The organism is Mesorhizobium sp. M1027 (genome assembly GCF_040318745.1).
Lineage (GTDB): Bacteria > Pseudomonadota > Alphaproteobacteria > Rhizobiales > Rhizobiaceae > Mesorhizobium.
Genome location: NZ_JAMYMW010000009.1, coordinates 115014 through 135729, shown reverse-complemented (window position 1 = coordinate 135729; position 20716 = coordinate 115014). Strand labels below are relative to the sequence as shown.

Here is a 20716-nt window from a genome sequence, read left to right as displayed (position 1 = left end):
GCTGAAGCTGGAGAACGCACATGGCAGGGAAAAGGCCCTTCGGCAATCCCGTTCCGGTGAGCGATCTCGCAACCGAGATCCTCGACCCGGTGCTGCGCAAGCGGGCCGGCATGTCGATCGGGCTGGTCCAGTCGTGGGAAGAGATTGCCGGACCGCGGCTTGCCGGCCGCTCGCGCCCGGAAAAGATCCAGTGGCCGCGCCGCATGCACGAGGACGATCCGTTCGAGCCGGCCGTGCTGGTAATTGCCTGCGAGGGTGTGGCGGCACTGCATCTGCAGCACGAGACCGGCGAGATCATCAACCGGGTCAATGCGTTTCTCGGTTTCAATGCGATCGGCCGGATCAGGATCGTGCAGAAGCCGGTAATGGCGGGCAAGGAAAAGCCGACACCCAGTTTGCGGCCGCTGACCGTGGCGGAGAAGGCGAAGCTGTCGGGCACTGTCGGTTTGATCGAGGACGACGGGCTGCGCGCCTCATTGGAGCGCCTTGGCGCCACCATTCTTGGTCAAAAGAAGCCGTGATCTCGCGCTATCGTGATGGTATGCCCGGATTTGGCGATTGGAATAGGGGCGGTAATGCCTTAATTCGCGCCAACTCTCGCTTTTTGTAGCCTTTGCATTGCAAAATCCAACTATTGCCAGGTGATTCGTATGATTCGTTCCTTGTCCCGCAGACACCTTTTGACTTCGCTGGCCGCAATACCAGCGGCGGCCCTGCTTGCCGCCTGCAGCGACTCGGGCGAGAAAGCCGAGGCGCAGGATGTGAAACCTGCGGCTCCGGCGGAACCTGCGAAGCCGGCCGCTCCGGCCGCCGCCAAAGCGCCTGAAGCTCAGGGCACGGTGGATATGGCAGCCTTGTTGAAGCCCGGCGCGCTGCCCGATATGCAGCTCGGCAAGGACGATGCAAAGGTCACTATCGTCGAATATGCATCGATGACCTGCCCGCATTGCGCGCATTTCGCCGAGACCACTTTTCCGGAGCTGAAGACGAAATATATCGACACCGGCAAGGCCCGTTACATCCTGCGCGAGTTTCCGTTCGATCCCAGCGCCGAGGCCGGTTTCATGCTGGCGCGCTGCTCCAAGGACAACTATTTCCCGATGGTCGACGTTCTGTTCAGGCAGCAGGCCAACTGGGTTGGTGTGAACAATACCAAGGACGCACTGCTGCAAATCGCCAAGCTTGCCGGTTTTACACAGGAGTCCTTCGAGGCCTGCTTGACGGACCAGAAACTTCTAGACGATGTGAGATCCGTCCAGAAGCGCGGCGCCGACGAATTCAAGGTCGATTCCACACCGACCTTTTTTATCAACGGAAAGACCTACAAAGGGGCGATGTCGATTGCGGAAATGTCGGCCATCATCGACCCTCTGCTCTGACGTTTCGGCAGCGCCGAAGCGGCATCGCTTCGGCGTGCGCACTTCTTTGTTTTGCCGCGGGTTCTCCTTGCAAAACCCCGGAACAGTGTTGCGAAACTTGGCTATGGGCCGGCGCGAATGAAGTTCTCGCGCCTTCGCCTGCTCGGCTTCAAATCCTTCGTAGAACCCGGCGAGTTCGTCATCGAACGCGGCCTGACCGGCATCGTCGGGCCGAATGGCTGCGGCAAGTCGAACCTGGTCGAGGCGCTGCGCTGGGTTATGGGCGAAAGCTCCTACAAGAACATGCGTGCGTCCGGCATGGACGACGTCATCTTTTCCGGTTCCGGAACACGACCGGCCCGCAACACCGCTGAAGTCACGCTTTTTCTCGACAACAGCGACCGTAGCGCGCCCTCGGCCTTCAATGATGCAGACGAGTTGCAGGTTTCGCGCCGCATCGAACGCGAGGCGGGTTCGCTCTACCGCATCAACGGCAAGGAAGCCCGCGCCAAGGATGTGCAGCTGCTCTTCGCCGACCAGTCGACCGGCGCGCGTTCGCCGTCGATGGTCGGGCAGGGCCGCATCGGCGAGCTGATCCAGGCAAAGCCGCAGGCGCGGCGCGCGCTGCTGGAAGAGGCAGCCGGAATTTCCGGCCTGCACACACGGCGCCACGAAGCCGAGCTGCGGCTGAAGGCGGCGGAACAGAACCTCGAAAGGCTGGACGACGTCGTCGGCGAGCTGGAAAGCCAGATCGAAAGCCTGAAACGCCAGGCCCGCCAAGCCTCGCGCTTCAAGAACCTGTCGGCCGACATCCGCAAGGCCGAAGCGACGCTGCTGCATCTTCGCTGGACGCTGGCCAAGACGCAGGAAGGCGAAGCGCGTTCGGCGCTGGCGATTGCCACCGCGCTGGTCGGCGACCGTGCCGCCGCCCAGATGGCTGCCGCCAGGGAACAAGGCATCAACGCCCACCGGCTGCCGGACCTGCGCGATGCCGAAGCCGCTGCCGCCGCAGCCTTCCAGCGTCTGTCGATCGCCAAGGCGCAGATCGAGGAAGAGGCAGGCCGCATCCGCGCCCGCCAGGCAGAGCTCGACCGCCGACTGCAACAGCTTGATGGCGACCTTGCCCGCGAGGAGCGCATGGTCCGCGACAATGCCGATATCCTCGAACGTCTCGCCGCCGAAGAAGCCGTGCTCAACGTCGAAAACGCCGGCGCCGCCGAGCGCGAGGCCAGCACCCGCGCGGCTGTCGAGCAGGCGGCATCGACGCTTGCCTCGAGCGAGGCCAGGCTCGCCGCGCTGACCGCCGAACGGGCCGAGGCCGCCGCCTCGCGCAACCAGATCGAACGGACGCTGCGCGACGCCGCTGAGCGCCGCGACCGCTTTGCCCGCCAGCTCGCCGATGTCGACCGCGAATTGTCGGAGATTGTCTCCAGGGTCGCCGGCCTGCCCGATCCCGCCGAGAAGCGGCTGCTGGTCGAACAGGCGCTGGCACTGCTCGAAGGGGCCGAGGCCGCAGCGATTGCAGCCGAACGGGCGGTCGCCGAGGCGCGTGCGGGCGAAGGTGCTGCCCGCCCACCAGTTCAGGACGCAAAAGCCGAGCTGGCGCGGATCGAAACCGAGGCCCGCACGCTTGCCAAGATCCTCAATGCTGCGAGCGGCGACTTGTTTCCCTCGGTACTGGAGCAGATCAGCGTCGAGCGCGGCTACGAGACGGCGCTGGGTGCCGCACTTGGCGAAGATCTCGACGTGCCGCTCGACCGCAGCGCGCCGGTGCATTGGGGCCAGAGCGAAATCCAGCCCGGCGACGCCGCGTTGCCCGAAGGCATAAAGAGCCTCGCCAGCGTGGTGCGCGCGCCGGCGCAGCTGGCCCGCCGGCTGGCCCAGATCGGCATTGTCGAAGCCGCCGACGGAAGAAGGCTGCAGACGCTGCTTGCTCCCGGGCAGCGATTGGTCAGCCGCGAAGGCGCGCTGTGGCGCTGGGACGGCTTTACCGCCAGCGCCGATGCGCCGACCGCTGCCGCGCAGCGGCTGGCGCAGAAAAACCGGCTGGCCGAACTCGACGCCGAAGCCGTCCATGCCACCCGCATCCTGCGCGACGCCGAACAGGCTCTTGCCCGGGCCGAACAGGTGCTTGCCCAGGCGAGCGAAGCCGAACGCTCCGCTCGACAGGCCGGGCGCGACGCCCAGCACGGGCTGGACGCCGCTCGCAATGCGCTGGCCGAGGCCGAAAAGGCCGGCGGCGAACTGTCGAGCCGGCGTGCAGCACTTGACGAGGCGCGCGCCCGCATTGTCGACAGCCATGAGGAAACGGCGACAGCATTCGTCGAGGCGGAAATGCTGCTGCAGGACGCGCCCGATCTCGGCGATCTGCAGTCGCAACTCGACCAGTCGGCCGCCAACGTCGCCCGCGACCGCGCCGCCCTTGCCGATGCGCGCGCCGTTCACGAGGGCCTGAAGCGGGAAGCCGAGGCACGTGCGCGCCGGCTCGACGCCATCGGCGCGGAACGGCGCAACTGGGTGGAGCGCGCCGAAAACGCGTCGACGCAGATCGCAGCGCTCGGCGAACGCAAGGCCGAGGCCGAGGCCGAGCGCGAGCGGCTGGCCGACGCCCCCGACGAGATCGACGCCAAGCGGCGCGCCTTGCTGTCGCAGCTCGCCGAGGCCGAAAGCCTGCGCAAGGCTGCCGGCGACCGCTTGCAGGAAGCGGAGAACCGGCAGTCCGAGCTGGACAAGGCTGCGACCGCTGCCATCCAATCGCTCGCCGAAGCGCGCGAAACGCGTGTTCGCGCCGAAGAGCGGCTGACCGCCGCCGACGAGCGTCGGCTGGAAGTCGAAGCGCGCATCCAGGAAACGCTGAACACGCCGCCGCATCTGGTGATCCGCCACACCGGCCTCGAACCCGACAGCCCGATGCCCGAAATGGCCGAGATCGAGCGTCAGCTCGACCGGCTGAAGGTCGAGCGCGAACGGTTGGGCGCCGTCAATTTGCGCGCCGAGGAAGAGCAGAAGGAACTGTCGGACCGGCTGGAGACCATCGTCTCCGAACGCGACGACATCATCGAGGCGATCCGGAAGCTGCGGCAGGCGATCCACAGCCTGAACCGTGAAGGCCGCGAGCGGCTGCTCGCTGCCTTCGAGGTGGTCAACGGCCATTTTCAACGGCTGTTTTCGCATCTGTTCGGCGGCGGCACCGCCGAGCTGCAACTGATCGAGTCCGACGATCCGCTCGAAGCCGGGCTCGAGATCCTGGCGCGACCGCCCGGCAAGAAGCCGCAGACGATGACGCTGCTGTCGGGCGGCGAGCAGGCGTTGACGGCGATGTCGCTGATCTTCGCCGTGTTCCTGACCAATCCGGCGCCGATCTGCGTGCTCGACGAAGTCGACGCGCCGCTCGACGACCACAATGTCGAACGCTTCTGCAATCTGATGGACGAAATGGCCGCAACCACCGAAACGCGCTTCGTCATCATCACACACAACCCGATCACCATGGCGCGCATGGACCGGCTGTTCGGGGTAACCATGGCCGAGCAAGGCGTCAGCCAACTGGTGTCGGTTGACCTGCAGGCGGCCGAAGCCATGCGCGAGGCAAGCTGACGCATCAGCTTAATGGTGGTCTCCACCTCGGCTTTCGACTATAGCACGACGAAATGGGCCGGATCTGCCGCTCCAGATACCGGCCCGGCTATGCGCGTGGAGAAGCTTGTTGCCTATACTTGTCACCGGTGCCGCGGGGTTCATTGGCAGTCACGTTTGCCACTATCTGCTCGACCGGGGACAAGCGGTCGTCGGCGTCGACAACATGAACGACTATTACGACCTGGCGCTCAAAAAGGGGCGGCTTGCCCGCCTTCTGCCCCGCAAGGATTTTTCGTTCCACCAGCTCGATATTGCCGAACAGGGCGCGCTTGCGGCTGCTCTGGCCGGGCAAGGCATCGTCAGGATCGTGCATCTCGCCGCGCAGGCCGGTGTGCGTCACTCACTCGACAATCCGCGGCTCTATGTCCGCTCCAATGTCATGGGCCACCTCGAAGTGCTCGAATTCTGTCGCGCCGAGCCGGCATTCGAGCATCTGGTCTATGCCTCGTCGAGCTCGGTGTATGGCGGCAACCGCAGCGTGCCGTTCAGCGAAGCCGATCAGGTCGACAAGCCCGTTTCGCTCTACGCCGCCACCAAGAAAACCGATGAGTTGATGAGCCACACCTACGCCCATCTGTTCGGCATATCGCAGACCGGCCTGCGGTTTTTCACGGTCTATGGTCCCTGGGGCCGCCCCGACATGGCCTATTGGATGTTCACCCGGGCGATGCTCGAGGGCAAACCGATCCGGGTTTTCAACAATGGCGAAATGTGGCGCGATTTCACCTACATAGACGATGTGGTTAAGGCGGTCGTCGCCGTGCTCGACAAGCCGCCGGCAGCCGACGTTCCGCCGAACAGGCTCTACAATGTCGGCAACAACCGGCCGGTGCGTCTGGGCGACTTCATCGACATTCTGGAAAGGCTGCTCAAGGTCAAGGCAATCCGCCACAACGAGCCGATGCAGGCGAGCGACGTCGAGAAGACTTACGCCGACATGAGCGCGCTGGAGCGGGATTTCGGCTTCAGGCCTAGCGTTTCGATAGAGGACGGGCTGAAGAAGTTTGTCGACTGGTACCGGCCATACTCGAAGCAGTGATTTGCACCACTCGCCGTGACGCCTTCAAGCGGGACACCTGGAGTGGGCACAAGCCGGTCCGCAAAAGCATCGTTTTGTCCTAACATCCTGTTAACCACATGCTCGCTGAAAGGTATCCGATTAACCTTTGAGGCGCTTATGACGGCTATGTTTCGTGGCTTGCTGTTCAATATGAGCTGTGTGGATGTGCGGATTCGGGGGCTATTTCGGTTCAGTCCGGGATGCGGAAGCTTTGCTTGCGCGCATGACGTCCGCGATCGCCCATCGCGGACCGGATGAACAAGGCAAATTCGTAGCGCCCGAGGCTGGACTCGGGCATGCGCGGCTGTCGGTGATCGGAATTGGTGATGGCCAGCAGCCGATGTCCGACGAAACCGGCAATTTGACGATTGCGTTCAACGGCGAGATTTTCAATTACGTGGAATTGCGCGAAGGGCTGCTGGCCAAAGGCCGACGCTTCCGCACGTCGAGCGACACCGAGGTTCTCCTGCAGCTGTATGAGGAAATGGGCGAAGACTGCCTCCCGCTCCTGAACGGTGATTTCGCCTTCGCGATTTGGGATAGCCGGCGGCGGCGGATGGTGCTTGCAAGAGACCGCATGGGTGTTAGGCCGCTGTTCTACACCAGCAAGGACGGGGTGGTCTACTTTGCGTCCGAGATAAAAGCCCTGCTGAAGGTACCCGGCATCTCTGCCGAAATCGATCCGATTGCACTCGACCAGATCTTTACGCTTTGGGCGCCGATCGCGCCACGCACGGCTTTCCGGGATATCCACGAGCTGGAGCCGGCAAGCGTAATGATCGCGACCGAGGGGCAAGTGACGGTCAAACCATACTGGCATCTGGACTATCCTCATCGAGATGCGCCATCGAAGATCACCAATGAGGACGACGCGGCCGAGGAACTGCGGACCTTGTTGACCGACGCGGTGAGGCTTCGCATGCGCGCCGACGTGCCGGTCGGTTCTTACCTTTCGGGCGGGCTCGATTCATCCCTCGTTTCGGCACTCGCGGCCGGCATGACTCCTCTTAAGCTGCAGACATTTTCCGTAACGTTCGACAGCGGCGAGCATGACGAAAGCGCCTTCCAGACCGAAATGGCGTCAGCACTTGGCACGCGCCATCGAACCATAGCCTGTCGTGCCGGTGATATCGCCGGCGTGTTTCCCGAAGTCATCCGCTTTACCGAGCGGCCGATCATCCGCACCGCCCCGGCCCCCCTCTATCAACTGTCCGGCCTCGTTCGCCAGGCCGGTTTGAAAGTGGTGCTGACAGGCGAAGGCGCCGACGAAGTCTTTGCCGGCTATGATGTCTTCAAGGAAGCGCGGGTTCGCCGTTTCTGCGGACGACAGCCGGCATCGCGCATAAGACCACAGCTGTTCCGGAAGCTTTATCCCTATCTGCCAGGTCTGCAGCAGCAGTCCGTAGAGTACCTGGCCGCGTTCTTCGGCACCGGCAGCGCAGCCCTGGACGATCCGCTGTTCTCGCATCGGCCGCGTTTCAAGACCACATCAGCGGCCAAGATGTTTTTCTCCGGTGACCTGCGTGCGACATTGAAGGGCTACGACGCAGCCGAGGAACTGGCCGGCCGGTTGCCTGAGGCGTTTTCCCGGTGGCATCCGCTGCATCAAGCGCAATATCTCGAAACCCGCTTTCTCCTGCCGGGCTACATCCTCTCCAGCCAGGGCGATCGCATGGCCATGGCGCATGGTATCGAAGGGCGTTTCCCCTTCCTTGACCATCGCTTGGTGGAGTTTGCGGCAAGACTTCCGCCGGAGATGAAGCTCAAGGGACTGGTGGAAAAACACATACTGCGCAAAGTTGCCAAGCACCTGCTTCCGACGGCCATCAGCGAGCGCACCAAACAGCCTTACCGGGCGCCGGAAGCCCGCTCCTTCGTTGGACCCGGAGAACTGGACTACATACGCGACTCGTTGAGCGAGGCAAGCATCGCCGCCGGAGGACTATTCAACGCCAAGGCGGTGGCGAACCTGCACGAGAAATGCCGCTTGCAGCCCGCGTCCGGATTCCGCGACAATGCGGCTTTCGTCGGCATTTTGTCGACGCAGCTGTGGCAGAAGATTTTCACCGGCGAAAAGGTCGGTGCAGCACGAGCGGCCTGAGAAATCGAGGGAATGAAAAATCATGGTAGCAATCAAGGACAAGGTCAAAACCTTTATCGTCGACAACTTCTTGTTCGGCGACACGTCCTACGAGCTTGCGGACTCCGCGTCACTGATCGAAAACGGCATCATCGATTCGACGGCCGTGTTGGAGCTCGTGGCATTTATAGAGGATGATTTCGGCATAGCGATGGTCGATGCCGACATCGTACCGGCCAATCTGGATTCGATTGACCGCATCTCAGCCTTCATCAAGGCAAAAGCAGAAGCGCTGGCAGCGTAGGCGCCATCGGCGAGGAGCGTCCGTGCGAATCGAACATTTTCTGACGGCGAAAGCCGCTGCCGATCCAGCCAAAACGGCATTGATCACCGAGCACAAAAGGCTGTGCTACGAAGAGCTGGACGATCTCTCGAGCCGCCTGGCCGCCGCCCTTTTCATGAATGGCGTCAGGCGCGACGACCGGGTCCTGATCTTCATGGACAATTGCTGGGAGGCTGCGGTTTCGATTTTCGCGGTTCTTAAAGCAGGCGCGACTTTCAGTCCGATCAACGCATCCACTAAGGCCGAAAAGCTGGCCTACATTATCACCGATTGCGATGCGGCCGCGATTCTCACTCAAGCAAAACTGATGCCCGTGGTCGCGGAGGCGTCAAGATACTCCGGCAAGACCGGTATCTTCGTGGCTTCCACCGTTGCTGCCGATAACCAATGCCCGGCAGGAGCCACATCCCTGGCGGATTGCTTGACGTTTCAAGCCGGGGAGATTGACCATCGCGGCATTGACGTCGATCTTGCGATGTTGATCTACACCTCGGGCTCGACCGGCCGGCCCAAGGGTGTGATGATGACGCACCGCAATTGCGACGCGGCGGCCGACTCCATCACCACTTATCTGCGCAACTCGCCCGACGACATCATCTTGAATGTTCTGCCGCTCGCCTTCGACTACGGCCTCTATCAGTTGCTGATGGCCGTCAGGCTCGGCGCCACGCTCGTGCTCGAGAAGTCCTTCGCTTTTCCCCAGGCGGTCTTTGAACGCATCCGCCAGGAACGAGTCACCGGGCTTCCGCTCGTGCCCACGATGGCAGCGATGATCCTGCAGATGCGTGATCTGGCGCCGGGCTTCCTGCCCAGCCTTCGCTATATTTCCAACACGGCGGCTGCCTTGCCGCCCTCTCACATAGAACGCCTTCGGTTCCTTTTCCCCGGTGTCAGGCTCTATTCGATGTATGGCCTGACGGAATGCAAGCGCTGCACCTATCTGCCGCCCGAGGAGCTCGACCGCCGGCCGGGCTCGGTCGGAATAGCCATTCCGAACACCGAAGCCTTTGTCGTCGACGACCACGGGCAACGGGTGCCGCCGGGCGTAGCAGGCGAGCTGATCATTCGCGGGCCGCACGTCATGCAGGGTTATTGGCGAAACGAAGCTGCGACAGCACGAGCCCTGCGCCCGGGTCCGAACCCTTGGGAGAAGGTTCTCTACACCGGCGATCTGTTCAGGGCCGATGAGGAGGGCTTCCTTTATTTCGTCGGCCGCAAGGACGACATCATAAAGTCGCGGGGGGAGAAGGTGGCGCCCAAGGAAGTGGAAGCCGTGCTTCACGCTCATCCGGGCATCGCGGAAGCGGTGGTTGTCGGTGTGCCGGATCCCGTGCTCGGGCATTCGATCGGCGCAGTTATCGTACGGTCCGACCCGGCGCTTAGCGAAAAGGATATCATCCGTCACTGTGCACGCCACCTTGAGGACTTCATGGTCCCCAAGGTCATCGAGTTCCGCCGGGAACTGCCGAAGACTGATACCGGCAAGGTCAGCCGTCGGCTTGCGGCAGAAACCATGGAGGCCGCGCAATGAATGTTCGCCCGACCGAGGATGCGCGGACCTTTCTGACGCAGGCTCTGGCAATCGACCTGATCACCGAAACGGACCGTATCGTAACGGCCTTGCGCCAGCAGTTGCGCGGGCTTCGCAAGCGGGGCCTTGTGCTCGGTCTTTCGGGCGGGATCGATTCGAGCGTGTCGGTCGCGTTGGCGGCACGAGCCGTCGGGCCCAAGAATGTGCTTTGCCTGTTCATGCCGGAAAGCGATTCCGATCCTGAAAGCCTGCGGCTCGGCCGCCTCGTCGCCGAAACTTTCGGTGTCGAGGCTGTGACGGAGGATATAGGGCCGATCCTGCGCGCAATGGGCTGCTACAAGCGTCGCGACGCCTTCATCCGCGAAGTGGTCCCGGAATACGGCGAAGGCTGGGCCTCGAAGATCGTCATCGCGAACGCGCTCGAGGGCGGGGGTTACAACATCTCATCCCTGGTGGTGCAGGATCCGGACGGCAAGCAGACGAAACTGAGAATGCCGCTGCCTGTCTATCTCGGCGTCGTCGCCGCTACCAATATGAAACAACGCACCCGCAAGCAGATTGAATACTATCACGCCGACCGCCTGAATTTCGCCGTTCTTGGAACACCGAACCGGCTGGAATACGATCAGGGTTTCTTCGTGAAGAACGGTGACGGCGCCGCGGACGTCAAGCCGATCGCCCATCTCTATAAAACGCAGGTCTATGCGCTTGCGGCCCATCTCGGTGTTCCGGAGGAAATCCTTAACCGGCCTCCGACCACCGATACCTACTCGCTGGCGCAGACCCAGGAGGAGTTTTACTTCTCGCTTCCTTATGACCGCATGGATCTGTGCCTTTACGGTCTCAACAACGGCGTGGCGGCTGAGGTAGTGGGGCAGGCGGCGGGGTTGGCCGCCACACAAGTGGAAAGCGTCTGGGCCGATATCATCGCCAAACGCAGGGCGACGCGTTATCTGCACCAGCGTCCGCAACTCGTTGATGTCGTCGAGGAAATCGGCACCTGACAAACAGGTAGAGCGGTGTGCACGGTTCGATTTGCATGCATCCCGCTCTAGCTGAAACGGGTGCCGATCAGCCGGCTCCATTGCTCGCCCGCAAGCCCGTTCAGGAAAACTTGCGAGTTCTTCATGGCGTCCAACAGCTCTGTATCACGTGAATGCACCACCGTTGAAGCAACGGTCAGGAAAGCGATCCGTCGTCCAAGCATCGCCTCTAGAAGTGCAGGTTGAACACGTCCGCGCAGGCCGCTGACGCCGCGCGCGGCGGCATGATCGATCAGGCAGTCTATCACGGAGCCCGCCTGGCCGGGCAGGGCGAGGATCTGCAGCACGCGGCCAATTTCATACTTCCGTGCGTAATAGGCGAAAGCGCCGACATTGGTGCCGACTGGCGACGTCACGCAAACGTAGACAAGCTCGCCCAGATCCGGCTTTTGTGCGGCATCGGTCAGGATGTGGTTGAGTTGGTCTTCCGTCCATTCCGGGCGTAGCGCGAAACGCGCGATAAACGGCTCGATTAGCTTGGCAAATGTGTGGCTGTCGATTTCGGACATGCGAAATCCCCCGTGACCTGCCCCGTCCGCCGCCACACCCGACCAGCGTCGTTCGCTGGACGTCATCCTCCTGCAATAGAATCGGTCGACGGCACGCGCCAACGGATTGAGCACTCGGGCAAGCTCCATGCGATTGGCGGAAAGGCTGAGCATGAAGGTCGCTGGCCGCATCACACGCACCCAGTCGAGGCTGTATTGCGGCAGGACCACGCCGCGCAGCCGGGTCCACAATTTCACCGAGATATCGTTGGCCGTCTCGCTGAAGGAGATGTCCTGCGGACCATCCAGGTAAGCTTTCAGCAAGCGGGCGCCGGCCAGCGGGTCGTGCTCATGGTCCTCGACCATGAGCGAGCTACAGATGGCGGCGCGTACTTGACGGCCGTTGAACGTCATCGGCAACACATGAACACCGACAAACCCGGAGACACGACCGGCGTCGTTGACGTGGACAAGCGACCGGAGGCTATCTCCGCAACCGGGCGCATCCAGATAAAACCGTTTCATGTATTCCACGAGAGAGGCCGGCGCTTCGGTCCTTTCCTTCAGCAGGACGCGTTGAAACATGTTCGCGACTGCTGGGAGATCGGCGCCTTGCAAGGCGCGAATGACGCTCAAGCCCGGCTCCCGCCACCAAAGTTCCACCCACCGAGCTTCCGGGCCAAGGCGACACGAGGCACGAGAACATCGGGCGCGCGTTCCAATTCGGCGCCCATGAAGCCGTGGAACCTCGGCCAGTTGCGATCGCCCGGGTGACCGAACGGAATGCTGAATTGCTGCGGCAAGGTGAACCCTTTGCTTGACCGACGAAAAACCGGCGTCATTGCTGCTAGCAGATTCAGGTAAACCGATATTAAAGTCGTTGCTTTGAATGGTAGCGAACCTGGTTGTCCGGGCTCATACCTGGGCATCAGCAATTTTGGTTCCTGGCGGACTCCATACGACCGGCGTGAGTTGCGTGCTCCACGTCGAACCGTTGCGGCTAGCCAAAGTTTCGTGCGGCGGCTCTTGACTGGGAGCGCGGGCGGAATACGGTGAGGACAAATACCGGCTCTGGCCGCCGGGCGGCAAGAATGCCTCGTATGCCTCGCCTTGCGGCGGTGGCTGCGGGGCATTGTCATTTTGAGGCTTTGCTTGAAACGGCATATCGAGATCGGCATTCTCTATTCGCGGTCCGGCAACTACCGGCTGGTGTCCGACTCCTGCCGCGCGGGCGCGGTGAACGCCATCGCGGACGTCAATGCCGATCCCGCTGTCCCCTTCGAATTCGTCCCGGTTGAGCGCGACCCGCAGGGCAACATCGATCGGTATGCAAGCGGCTGCGCGGACATTCTCGCCAACAGTGGCGCGCGTCACATCATTGGCTGCGTCACCTCGTGGAGCCGCAAGGAGGTCATTCCAATCCTGGAAAGGGCAGGCGGCACGCTGTGGTACGCCTGCCCGTACGAAGGCTTCGAAGCCAACGAGCACGTCGTCTATACGCACGCCTGCCCCAATCAGCATCTCGTACCGCTGCTTGCCTATGTCGTGCCTCGTTTCGGCGCCGACGGCTTCCTGCTCGGTTCCAACTACATCTGGGGTTGGGAGACCAACCGTGTGGCGCGCGACCTGATTGCGGACGCCGGCGGCAAGGTGCTGGGCGAACGCTATCTGCCACTCGGCGAGGTCGACGTTGCGCGGCTGATCGCGGAGGTACAGGCGACGAGACCTGATTTCATTCTGAACAATCTCATCGGCCCTTCGTCCTATGCCTTTATCGCCGCCTATGCCGAGCTTGGCCGGCGCGACCCGCATTTCAGGCCGGAGCGTTGCCCGATCCTGTCCTGCAATCTCACGGAATGCGAATTGCCGGCGCTCAACGGGGCAGGCGATGGCCATCTTTCGGTTGGGCCCTATTTTCACGACATCTCAGGCGCGGATCGCGGAGCGGCTTCAGTGTCTTCCGTTATGCCTGCCTCATCCTTCGAGGCGGCGGCTTATGCCTCGGTGCGTACGCTCGCAGAGATACTCACCCGCAACCCCGGTGCACAATGGATGGACCTTCCCAAGGTCTTTGCCGGAACATCATTTCGAACGCCGCTGGGCGACATCGCCATCGACCCGCAAACCCAGCATGCTACGTTGCCGGTGCAGATCGGACGTATCGATGGAACATCGTTCAAAACGGTCACGCTGACGAAGGGCGTGGCACCCGATCCCTACCTTTCCCGCTATGACCGGACGGAGACGTTCGGGCGGCCACGCCTGCGGGTGGTGTCGTGAGCAAGATGGCGCGTATCCCGAACCTTGGAGGTGCCAGGGCTTTTGTCCTGCATCGTCCACATCCGACCGTGCAGGCGATCACAAGGCAATTGTCGGCCATCGGCCTTGAGGCGATTGGCTTCTGGCCGGAACTGCCGGCCGAAGCCTTGGCGGCGGACTTCGTCTTCTTCGACGTCGACCTCGGCTTTGACGAGCAATTTCCGTGGAAGCCGGGCGAGGCCCCGATGCCGCTGATAGCGCTGATCGGCTCCGAGGCGCCGGGGCGTGTCGAATGGGCACTGTCGCACAAGGCCGATGCCCAATTGCTGAAACCGGTCGGCAATGCCGGCGTCTATAGCGCGCTTTTGATCGCAAGGCAGAGTTTCGAGGCGCGCAAGCTTCTGGCCGGCGAGATCGCCTCGCTTCGTCAGCGGGTCGCGGAGCGCCAGACCATAGTACGCGCGGTGGAGGCCTTGTCGAAGGGCGCCGAGGACGGCCGTGCCTATGCGCAGCTCCGCTCGCTGGCGATGAGCTGGCAAATCAGCGTCGAGGAAGCCGCGCGCAGGATCGTGGCGATGACACAAGAAGAAGGCGACGATGACCAATCCGATCGCGCCTGAGCTTTCAGCTGCCGGGCGTATGCCAGCCAAGCCTCGCGCCGGCGTTTGGCGACGTCTGCTAAAACGGCCTCTCGCTTTGCTCGGCCTCGGGATTATTGCCCTTGTCTTGGCCGGCGCCATTCTTGCACCGTGGCTGACAGGCTACGATCCGAACGAGCAGATGTTCGACGGGCTCACGCTTGAAGGCGCGCCACTGCCGCCGGGAGCCCAGTTCTGGCTAGGCACCGACCTGCTTGGCCGCGACCTGCTGACGCGTCTCCTATTCGGCGCGCGCACGTCGCTGATCATCGGCATCGTCGCCAATGGCGTGGCGCTTCTGATCGGCACGCTGGTCGGCATCACCGCCGGCTATTTCCGCGGCTGGATCGGCAGCGCGCTTATGCGCTTCACCGATTTGATGATGGCTTTCCCGGCGCTGCTGCTCGCCATCTGCCTGGCGGCGGTGCTCCAGCCGAGCCTGTGGATCGTCGCCATGGTGATCGCATTGGTGAACTGGGTGCAGACCGCCCGCGTCATCTATACCGAGACAAGTTCGCTCTCCGAGCGCGAGTTCATCGATGCCGAGCGCACCATCGGCGCAAGCGCTCCACGTATCCTGTTTCGCCATATCCTGCCCCACCTTTTGCCGACAATCATCGTCTGGGGCACGCTCGGCATCTCGACGACGGTACTTCTGGAAGCGACGCTCAGCTATCTCGGCATCGGCGTGCAACCGCCGACTGCTTCCTGGGGCAACATCATCTTCGAAAATCAAACCTATTTTCAGGCAGCGCCCTGGCTTGTTTTCTTTCCGGGTGCGGCGATCCTGGCGCTGGCGCTAGCCTTTAACCTGGTCGGCGACGCGCTGCGCGACATCCTCGATCCGACGCAAAGGGGGCGGGCATGATCGCCTATCTCGGCCGCCGCGTTGTCCAGTCGGTTCTCATCTTGCTCGGCGTCTCCCTGATCACCTTTGCGCTGCTCTATCTGCTGCCCGCCGATCCTGTCCGCCAGATCGCCGGCCGCAGCGCAACGCCCGAGACGGTCGAGAGCATCCGCCGGCAGCTCGGTCTCGACCAGCCCTTTGTCGTCCAGTACTGGCACTACCTGACCAGCCTTCTCAGCGGTGATCTGGGGCGCTCCTACATTCAGCGTTCGGAGGTCACGGAGCTTATCGTCTCGCGGCTGCCGGCAAGCCTGCTGCTGATGGTCGGCGCCATTGCTTGCGAAGTCATGATCGGGCTGACGATGGGCCTCATCGCCGCCATCAAGCGTGGCACCGCCACCGACCAGTCGCTGATGGTCGCCTCCTTCGTCGGCGTCTCGGCACCGCAGTTCGTCGTCGGCCTGCTGCTGCTTTATGTATTCGCGGTGCAGCTCGGCTGGTTCCCGATCGGCGGTTACGGCACCTGGCGTCATCTGGTGCTGCCGTCGCTGACCATGGGAATTCTTGGCGCCGGCTGGTACGCCCGCATGATGCGCTCGTCGATGATCGACGTGCTGCGCCAGGATTACGTGCGTACCGCGCGTGCCAAGGGTCTTGCACGCAGCGCCATTATCTTCCGGCACGCGCTGCCCAACGCCATCCTGCCGGTCATCGCCATGATCGGCATCGACATCGGCATCTTCATGGGCGGCATCGTGGTTGTCGAAAGCGTGTTCGGCTGGCCAGGCATCGGCCAGCTAGCCTGGCAGGCCATTCAGCGCATCGACATTCCGATCATCATGGGAGTCACCCTGGTTTCGGCCTTTGCCATCGTGCTCGGCAATCTCCTGGCCGACACTGTCGCACCGTTCATCGATCCGCGCATCAAGCTCAGATGAAAACCAAAAAATCAGAGAAAGGGAACATGACATGAGAAAATATCTGATATCCACCGTGGCAGCATCGGCGCTTGCGCTGGTGCTTGGCATGACGAGCGTACGCGCCGAAGACATTGTCGATCCGAATGCCAAGCAGGGCGGCGCGATCACCATCACCTACAAGGACGACGTCGCCACGCTCGATCCGGCCATCGGCTATGACTGGCAGAACTGGTCGATGATCAAGAGCCTGTTCGACGGGCTGATGGACTACGAGCCGGGCACCACCAACCTGCGGCCCGACCTTGCCGAGAGCTACGAGATTGCGCCTGATGGCAAGACCTTCGCCTTCAAGCTGCGCCATGGAGTGAAATTCCACAACGGCCGCGAGATGACCGCCGACGACGTGAAATATTCGCTCGACCGGGTCACCAATCCAAAGACACAGAGCCCGGGTGCCGGCTTCTTCGGCTCGATCAAAGGCTATGACGATGTCGCTGCCGGCAAGGCGGAAAGCCTGGCCGGCATAACCGTCGTCGATCCCTACACGATCAAGTTCGAGCTGACCCGGCCCGACGCCACCTTCCTGCATGTCATGGCGATCAACTTCTCGCACGTCGTGCCGAAGGAAGAGGTCGAAAAATACGGCGCGGACTTCGGCAAGCATCCGGTCGGAACCGGGGCCTTCAAGCTCGCCGAATGGACGCTCGGCCAGCGCGTGGTCTTCGAGCGCAACCCGGATTACTGGCACAAAGGTCTGCCGCATCTCGACAAGATCACCTTTGAGATCGGCCAGGAGCCGATCGTGGCGCTGCTGCGGCTGCAGAAAGGCGAGATCGACGTTCCCGGTGACGGCATTCCCCCGGCGAAATTCCAGGAGGTGATGGCCGATCCCGAGCAGAAGGCCCGTGTCGTCGAGGGCGGCCAGTTGCACACCGGCTATATCACCATGAATACCACCATGGCGCCCTTCGACAATGTGAAGGTACGGCAGGCGGTCAACATGGCGATCAACAAGGACCGCATCGTCCAGCTGATCAACAACCGTGCGGTGCCGGCCAATCAGCCGTTGCCGCCGTCGATGCCTGGCTACGACAAGGAATTCAAGGGCTATCCCTATGACGTGAGCAAGGCCAAGGCTTTGCTTGCCGAGGCCGGGCATCCCGACGGATTTGACACGCAGTTGTTTGCCATGAACACCGATCCCAACCCGCGCATCGCGCAGGCCATTCAGCAGGATCTGGCGGCGGTCGGCATCAAGGCCAGTATCCAGTCGCTCGCGCAGGCCAACGTCATCGCCGCCGGCGGCGACAAGGCCGGTGCGCCGATGATCTGGTCCGGCGGCATGGCCTGGATCGCCGACTTCCCCGATCCGTCGAACTTCTACGGACCGATCCTCGGCTGCGCTGGTGCCGTCCCGGGCGGCTGGAACTGGTCGTGGTATTGCAACAAGGAGCTCGACGCCAAGGCAGCCGAAGCCGACTCCATCGTCGACCCGGCCAAGGCTGGCGAACGGGCCAAGATGTGGAGCGAGATCTACGGCAAGATCATGGAAGACGCGCCCTGGGCACCGGTGTTCAACGAGCAGCGTTTCACCATGAAATCAGCCCGCATGGGTGGCGCCGACAACCTCTATGTCGACCCGGTCCACATCCCGATCAACTACGACAATGTGTATGTGACCGATGTGCAATAACTGCGACTACACCATCCACGGGCGCCACCATCATTTCGGCTGGGACAATTCCTTTGTCCCGGCCGAACGAGTGGTGCCAGGGTCGACGATCGAGTTCCAGTGCCTGGACTCGTCCGGCGGGCAGCTGACGATGGAGAGCACCGTCGACGACGTTGCTGTGCTCGATTTTGCCAAGGTGAACCCGGTCACTGGGCCGATCTATGTCGACGGGGCGGAGCCGGGCGACGCCCTGAAAATCACTATCGAGGCGTTCAAGCCGTCCGGCTTCGGGTGGACGGCAAATATCCCGGGATTCGGTCTGTTGGCGGATGACTTCACTCAACCGGCACTGAATATCTGGAAGTACGACGCCGCCTCGCTCGAACCGGCGCTGTTCGGCAAGAGCGGCCGGGTGCCGCTCAAGCCCTTCGCCGGCACCATCGGCAATGCCCCGGCTGAGCCGGGTCTGCATTCGGTGGTCCCGCCGCGGCGCGTGGGCGGCAATCTGGACATACGCGATCTCGCTGCCGGCACGGTGCTCTACCTGCCCGTAGAGGTCGCGGGAGCGTTGTTCTCGGTCGGCGACACGCACGCCGCGCAAGGCGACGGCGAGGTCTGCGGCACGGCAATCGAGAGCCCCATGAATGCCGTGCTGACGCTCGATCTGGTCAAGGATGCCCGGCTGCGGACGCCGCGTTTCACAACGCCCGGTCCGGTGTCGCGGCATCTCGACGCCAAGGGTTATGAGGTGACAACCGGTATCGGGCCGGATCTGATGGACGGCGCCAGGAGCGCCGTCTCCCAGATGATCGACCTGCTCTCCGGCCGCTACGGCATGGATCCGGTAGATGCCTATATGCTCGTCTCGGTTTGCGGTGACCTGCGCATCAGCGAGATCGTCGACATGCCCAACTGGGTGGTTTCGTTCTACTTCCCCCGCTGCGTCTTTGAATGAACGTGGAGGACATCAAACGATCCGGGCAGGCCGCCGCGGAGAGTGGCTCCATTAGGACGGTACTCAGCGTCTCAGGTCTGAGCGTCGCCGTGCGTGGCGAGGAGGGCGAGCGCGACGTCGTTTCCGACCTGACATTCGGCCTGATGCGCGGCGAAACGCTTTGCATTGCCGGCGAGTCCGGTTCCGGCAAGTCGATGACGGCGCTGGCCATCATGGGCTTGCTGCCGCAGCCGGCGGCACGCATCAGATCAGGCTCCATCCGGCTCGGCGATCAGGATCTCGCGGCTCTCAGCGAGAGCGGCATGCGCCGCATCCGCGGCAACCGTATTGCAATGATCTTTCAGGAACCGATGACATCGCTCAATCCGGTTCTGTCCATCGGCCGTCAGCTCACGGAGGCGATCGAGGCACACACCTCGCTGTCGCGCTCCGACTCGCGGCTGAGGGCGCTCGAGGCGCTGAAGGCAGTCCGAATTCCGGATGCCGAACGGCGGCTCGAGCACTATCCGCACGAACTCTCAGGCGGCATGCGTCAGCGCGTGATGATTGCCATGGCTCTGGCCCTGAACCCGGATGTGCTGATCGCCGATGAGCCGACGACCGCCCTCGATGTCACGGTTCAGGGCGAGGTGCTGGAGCTGCTGCGCGACCTGCAGCGCGAGTACGGCACCAGTGTTATCCTGATCACGCACGACATGGGCGTCGTCGCCGAGATGGCGGACCGCGTCATTGTCATGCGCGACGGCCGGATGGTCGAGCAGGGCAGGGCGGCTGACATCTTCAATCGCCCGCAGGCCGACTATACGCGCGAGCTTCTGGCCGCCGTGCCGCGTATCGGCGGCGGACGGATGGCCGAAGACCGACAAGATGCCGCCAACATGCCGGCCGAGCTTGTATATGTCGGCGATCTTCACGTCCGCTTCGACCTGCGTGGCGGCTTCTTCGGCCGCGTTGACCGCAGGGTGCACGCGGTCGAAGGTGTCAGTTTCTCGATCGCGCCGCACGAAACCCTGTCGCTGGTCGGCGAATCGGGCTGCGGCAAGTCGACGACGGCCAAGGCGATCGCCGGGCTGGTGCCCTACATCGGCAGCATTTCAATCGGCGGCCAGGACTTGTCCGCACTCAGCCGAAAGGAGCGCAAGGCTGTCCGCCGCAATGTGCAGATGATCTTTCAGGATCCCTTCGCGTCCCTCGACCCGCGTATGCGAGTAGGCGATCTCGTCGCCGAGCCTCTGCTGATCCACGGCCTTGGCGACAGAGAGCAACGGCGTGCCCAGATCGCCGCCCTGTTCGAACGCGTGGGCCTCTCCGCTGACCAGATGGAGCGCTATCCCCACGAATTCTCCGGCGGCCAGCGCCAGCGAATCTGCATTGCAAGGGCGCTGGCGCTGCGACCGAAGCTGATCATTGCCGACGAGAGCGTCTCTGCTCTCGACGTGTCGGTGCAAGCGCGCGTGTTAAGACTGCTGAAGGAACTGCAGCGCGAATTTGGCGTCGCGTATCTCTTCATCTCGCACGACATGGCGGTGGTAGAAAACATCTCGGATCGCGTGGCGGTAATGTATCTGGGGCAGATCGTCGAGATGGGCACCCGCGACCAGATCTTCTCCAACCCGTGCCATCCTTACACAAAGCGGCTGATCGAAGCCGTTCCGGTTCCCGATCCGGGCCGGCGCCGCGCCCGGTTCGCCCGTTTGGACAGCGAAATTCCAAGCGCTGTGCGGCGCATCGGTGAGGAGCCCCGGAAACTCAAGCTCGAAGATGTTGGCGACGGCCACCTCGTCGCTACTTGATCGAACTTAGGCTGCCTCGTCCAGCCAATCCCGCAGAGGCTCGGGGACAGCTGCATATGTGATGTTCGAGCGGCGGAAAACGATCGGCGC

At 62.6% G+C, this 20716-nt stretch carries 16 protein-coding genes; 15 read left to right on the top strand and 1 reads right to left on the bottom strand.

Annotation, left to right across the window (positions count from 1 at the left end):
• The first annotated feature begins 20 nt into the window (after positions 1 to 20).
• The 8 genes from NKH50_RS18725 to nadE all read left to right on the top strand — a co-directional run bounded on the left by NKH50_RS18725 (position 21) and on the right by nadE (position 11015).
• Positions 21 to 521 carry a DUF721 domain-containing protein gene (locus NKH50_RS18725; RefSeq protein ID WP_352807613.1) on the top strand — a complete coding sequence of 167 codons (501 nt, stop codon included), beginning with the start codon at positions 21 to 23 and terminating at the stop codon, positions 519 to 521.
• A 129-nt stretch (positions 522 to 650) separates the two neighbouring features.
• Positions 651 to 1379 carry a DsbA family protein gene (locus NKH50_RS18720; protein WP_352688951.1) on the top strand — a complete coding sequence of 243 codons (729 nt, stop codon included), beginning with the start codon at positions 651 to 653 and terminating at the stop codon, positions 1377 to 1379.
• 117 nt (positions 1380 to 1496) lie between these two features.
• Positions 1497 to 4955: a chromosome segregation protein SMC gene (smc, locus tag NKH50_RS18715; protein ID WP_352880358.1), complete on the top strand. Its 3459-nt coding sequence runs from the start codon at positions 1497 to 1499 to the stop codon at positions 4953 to 4955.
• A gap of 109 nt (positions 4956 to 5064) precedes the next feature.
• A complete protein-coding gene (locus tag NKH50_RS18710; protein WP_352880356.1) occupies positions 5065 to 6036 on the top strand; it encodes an NAD-dependent epimerase/dehydratase family protein in 972 nt (323 codons plus the stop codon).
• 184 nt (positions 6037 to 6220) lie between these two features.
• Positions 6221 to 8158 (top strand): asparagine synthase (glutamine-hydrolyzing), encoded by a 1938-nt coding sequence (gene asnB / locus NKH50_RS18705; protein ID WP_352737046.1) that lies wholly within the window; start codon positions 6221 to 6223, stop codon positions 8156 to 8158.
• A gap of 19 nt (positions 8159 to 8177) precedes the next feature.
• Positions 8178 to 8441, top strand: coding sequence for an acyl carrier protein (locus NKH50_RS18700; RefSeq protein ID WP_254818658.1), 264 nt, complete (start codon positions 8178 to 8180; stop codon positions 8439 to 8441).
• A 22-nt stretch (positions 8442 to 8463) separates the two neighbouring features.
• Positions 8464 to 10011: a class I adenylate-forming enzyme family protein gene (locus tag NKH50_RS18695; RefSeq protein ID WP_352737045.1), complete on the top strand. Its 1548-nt coding sequence runs from the start codon at positions 8464 to 8466 to the stop codon at positions 10009 to 10011.
• The gene (gene nadE / locus NKH50_RS18690; protein ID WP_352701589.1) at positions 10008 to 11015 is read left to right on the top strand and encodes an NAD(+) synthase; all 1008 of its coding nucleotides are present in this window, start codon (positions 10008 to 10010) and stop codon (positions 11013 to 11015) included. The genes NKH50_RS18695 and nadE overlap by 4 nt, the downstream gene beginning before the upstream one ends.
• 47 nt (positions 11016 to 11062) lie before the next feature.
• On the opposite strand, the gene NKH50_RS18685 is transcribed toward nadE, so the two are convergent.
• Positions 11063 to 12178 (bottom strand): hypothetical protein, encoded by a 1116-nt coding sequence (locus tag NKH50_RS18685; RefSeq protein ID WP_352880354.1) that lies wholly within the window; start codon positions 12176 to 12178, stop codon positions 11063 to 11065.
• 516 nt (positions 12179 to 12694) lie between these two features.
• Between NKH50_RS18685 and NKH50_RS18680 the strand changes: the two genes are divergently transcribed.
• The 7 genes from NKH50_RS18680 to NKH50_RS18650 are packed head-to-tail and all read left to right on the top strand — an operon-like array spanning position 12695 to position 20626.
• Positions 12695 to 13822, top strand: a complete 1128-nt coding sequence (locus NKH50_RS18680; RefSeq protein WP_352505196.1) for a transporter substrate-binding protein — start codon at positions 12695 to 12697, stop codon at positions 13820 to 13822.
• On the top strand, positions 13819 to 14421 hold the full coding sequence (locus NKH50_RS18675) for an ANTAR domain-containing response regulator (protein ID WP_352476692.1): 603 nt from the start codon (positions 13819 to 13821) through the stop codon (positions 14419 to 14421). Before NKH50_RS18680 ends, NKH50_RS18675 begins: the two co-directional genes overlap by 4 nt.
• 19 nt (positions 14422 to 14440) lie before the next feature.
• Positions 14441 to 15307 (top strand): ABC transporter permease, encoded by an 867-nt coding sequence (locus NKH50_RS18670; RefSeq protein ID WP_254818659.1) that lies wholly within the window; start codon positions 14441 to 14443, stop codon positions 15305 to 15307.
• The gene (locus NKH50_RS18665; protein ID WP_352880351.1) at positions 15304 to 16224 is read left to right on the top strand and encodes an ABC transporter permease; all 921 of its coding nucleotides are present in this window, start codon (positions 15304 to 15306) and stop codon (positions 16222 to 16224) included. Before NKH50_RS18670 ends, NKH50_RS18665 begins: the two co-directional genes overlap by 4 nt.
• Before the next feature lie 31 nt (positions 16225 to 16255).
• Positions 16256 to 17899 carry an ABC transporter substrate-binding protein gene (locus NKH50_RS18660; protein WP_352880349.1) on the top strand — a complete coding sequence of 548 codons (1644 nt, stop codon included), beginning with the start codon at positions 16256 to 16258 and terminating at the stop codon, positions 17897 to 17899.
• On the top strand, positions 17889 to 18833 hold the full coding sequence (locus NKH50_RS18655) for an acetamidase/formamidase family protein (protein ID WP_352880347.1): 945 nt from the start codon (positions 17889 to 17891) through the stop codon (positions 18831 to 18833). Before NKH50_RS18660 ends, NKH50_RS18655 begins: the two co-directional genes overlap by 11 nt.
• Positions 18830 to 20626 carry an ABC transporter ATP-binding protein gene (locus NKH50_RS18650; RefSeq protein ID WP_352880345.1) on the top strand — a complete coding sequence of 599 codons (1797 nt, stop codon included), beginning with the start codon at positions 18830 to 18832 and terminating at the stop codon, positions 20624 to 20626. The genes NKH50_RS18655 and NKH50_RS18650 overlap by 4 nt, the downstream gene beginning before the upstream one ends.
• The last annotated feature ends 90 nt before the right edge of the window (positions 20627 to 20716 follow it).

What these genes read in the sequence shown, in the direction of transcription:
- NKH50_RS18725 (WP_352807613.1), top strand. Translation starts at nt 21, where the DNA reads ATGGCAGGGAAAAGGCCCTTCGGCAATCCCGTTCCGGTGAGCGATCTC.
- NKH50_RS18720 (WP_352688951.1), top strand. Translation starts at nt 651, where the DNA reads ATGATTCGTTCCTTGTCCCGCAGACACCTTTTGACTTCGCTGGCCGCA.
- smc (WP_352880358.1), top strand. Translation starts at nt 1,497, where the DNA reads ATGAAGTTCTCGCGCCTTCGCCTGCTCGGCTTCAAATCCTTCGTAGAA.
- asnB (WP_352737046.1), top strand. Translation starts at nt 6,221, where the DNA reads ATGTGCGGATTCGGGGGCTATTTCGGTTCAGTCCGGGATGCGGAAGCT.
- nadE (WP_352701589.1), top strand. Translation starts at nt 10,008, where the DNA reads ATGAATGTTCGCCCGACCGAGGATGCGCGGACCTTTCTGACGCAGGCT.
- NKH50_RS18670 (WP_254818659.1), top strand. Translation starts at nt 14,441, where the DNA reads ATGCCAGCCAAGCCTCGCGCCGGCGTTTGGCGACGTCTGCTAAAACGG.
- NKH50_RS18665 (WP_352880351.1), top strand. Translation starts at nt 15,304, where the DNA reads ATGATCGCCTATCTCGGCCGCCGCGTTGTCCAGTCGGTTCTCATCTTG.
- NKH50_RS18660 (WP_352880349.1), top strand. Translation starts at nt 16,256, where the DNA reads ATGAGAAAATATCTGATATCCACCGTGGCAGCATCGGCGCTTGCGCTG.
- NKH50_RS18655 (WP_352880347.1), top strand. Translation starts at nt 17,889, where the DNA reads ATGTGCAATAACTGCGACTACACCATCCACGGGCGCCACCATCATTTC.
- NKH50_RS18650 (WP_352880345.1), top strand. Translation starts at nt 18,830, where the DNA reads ATGAACGTGGAGGACATCAAACGATCCGGGCAGGCCGCCGCGGAGAGT.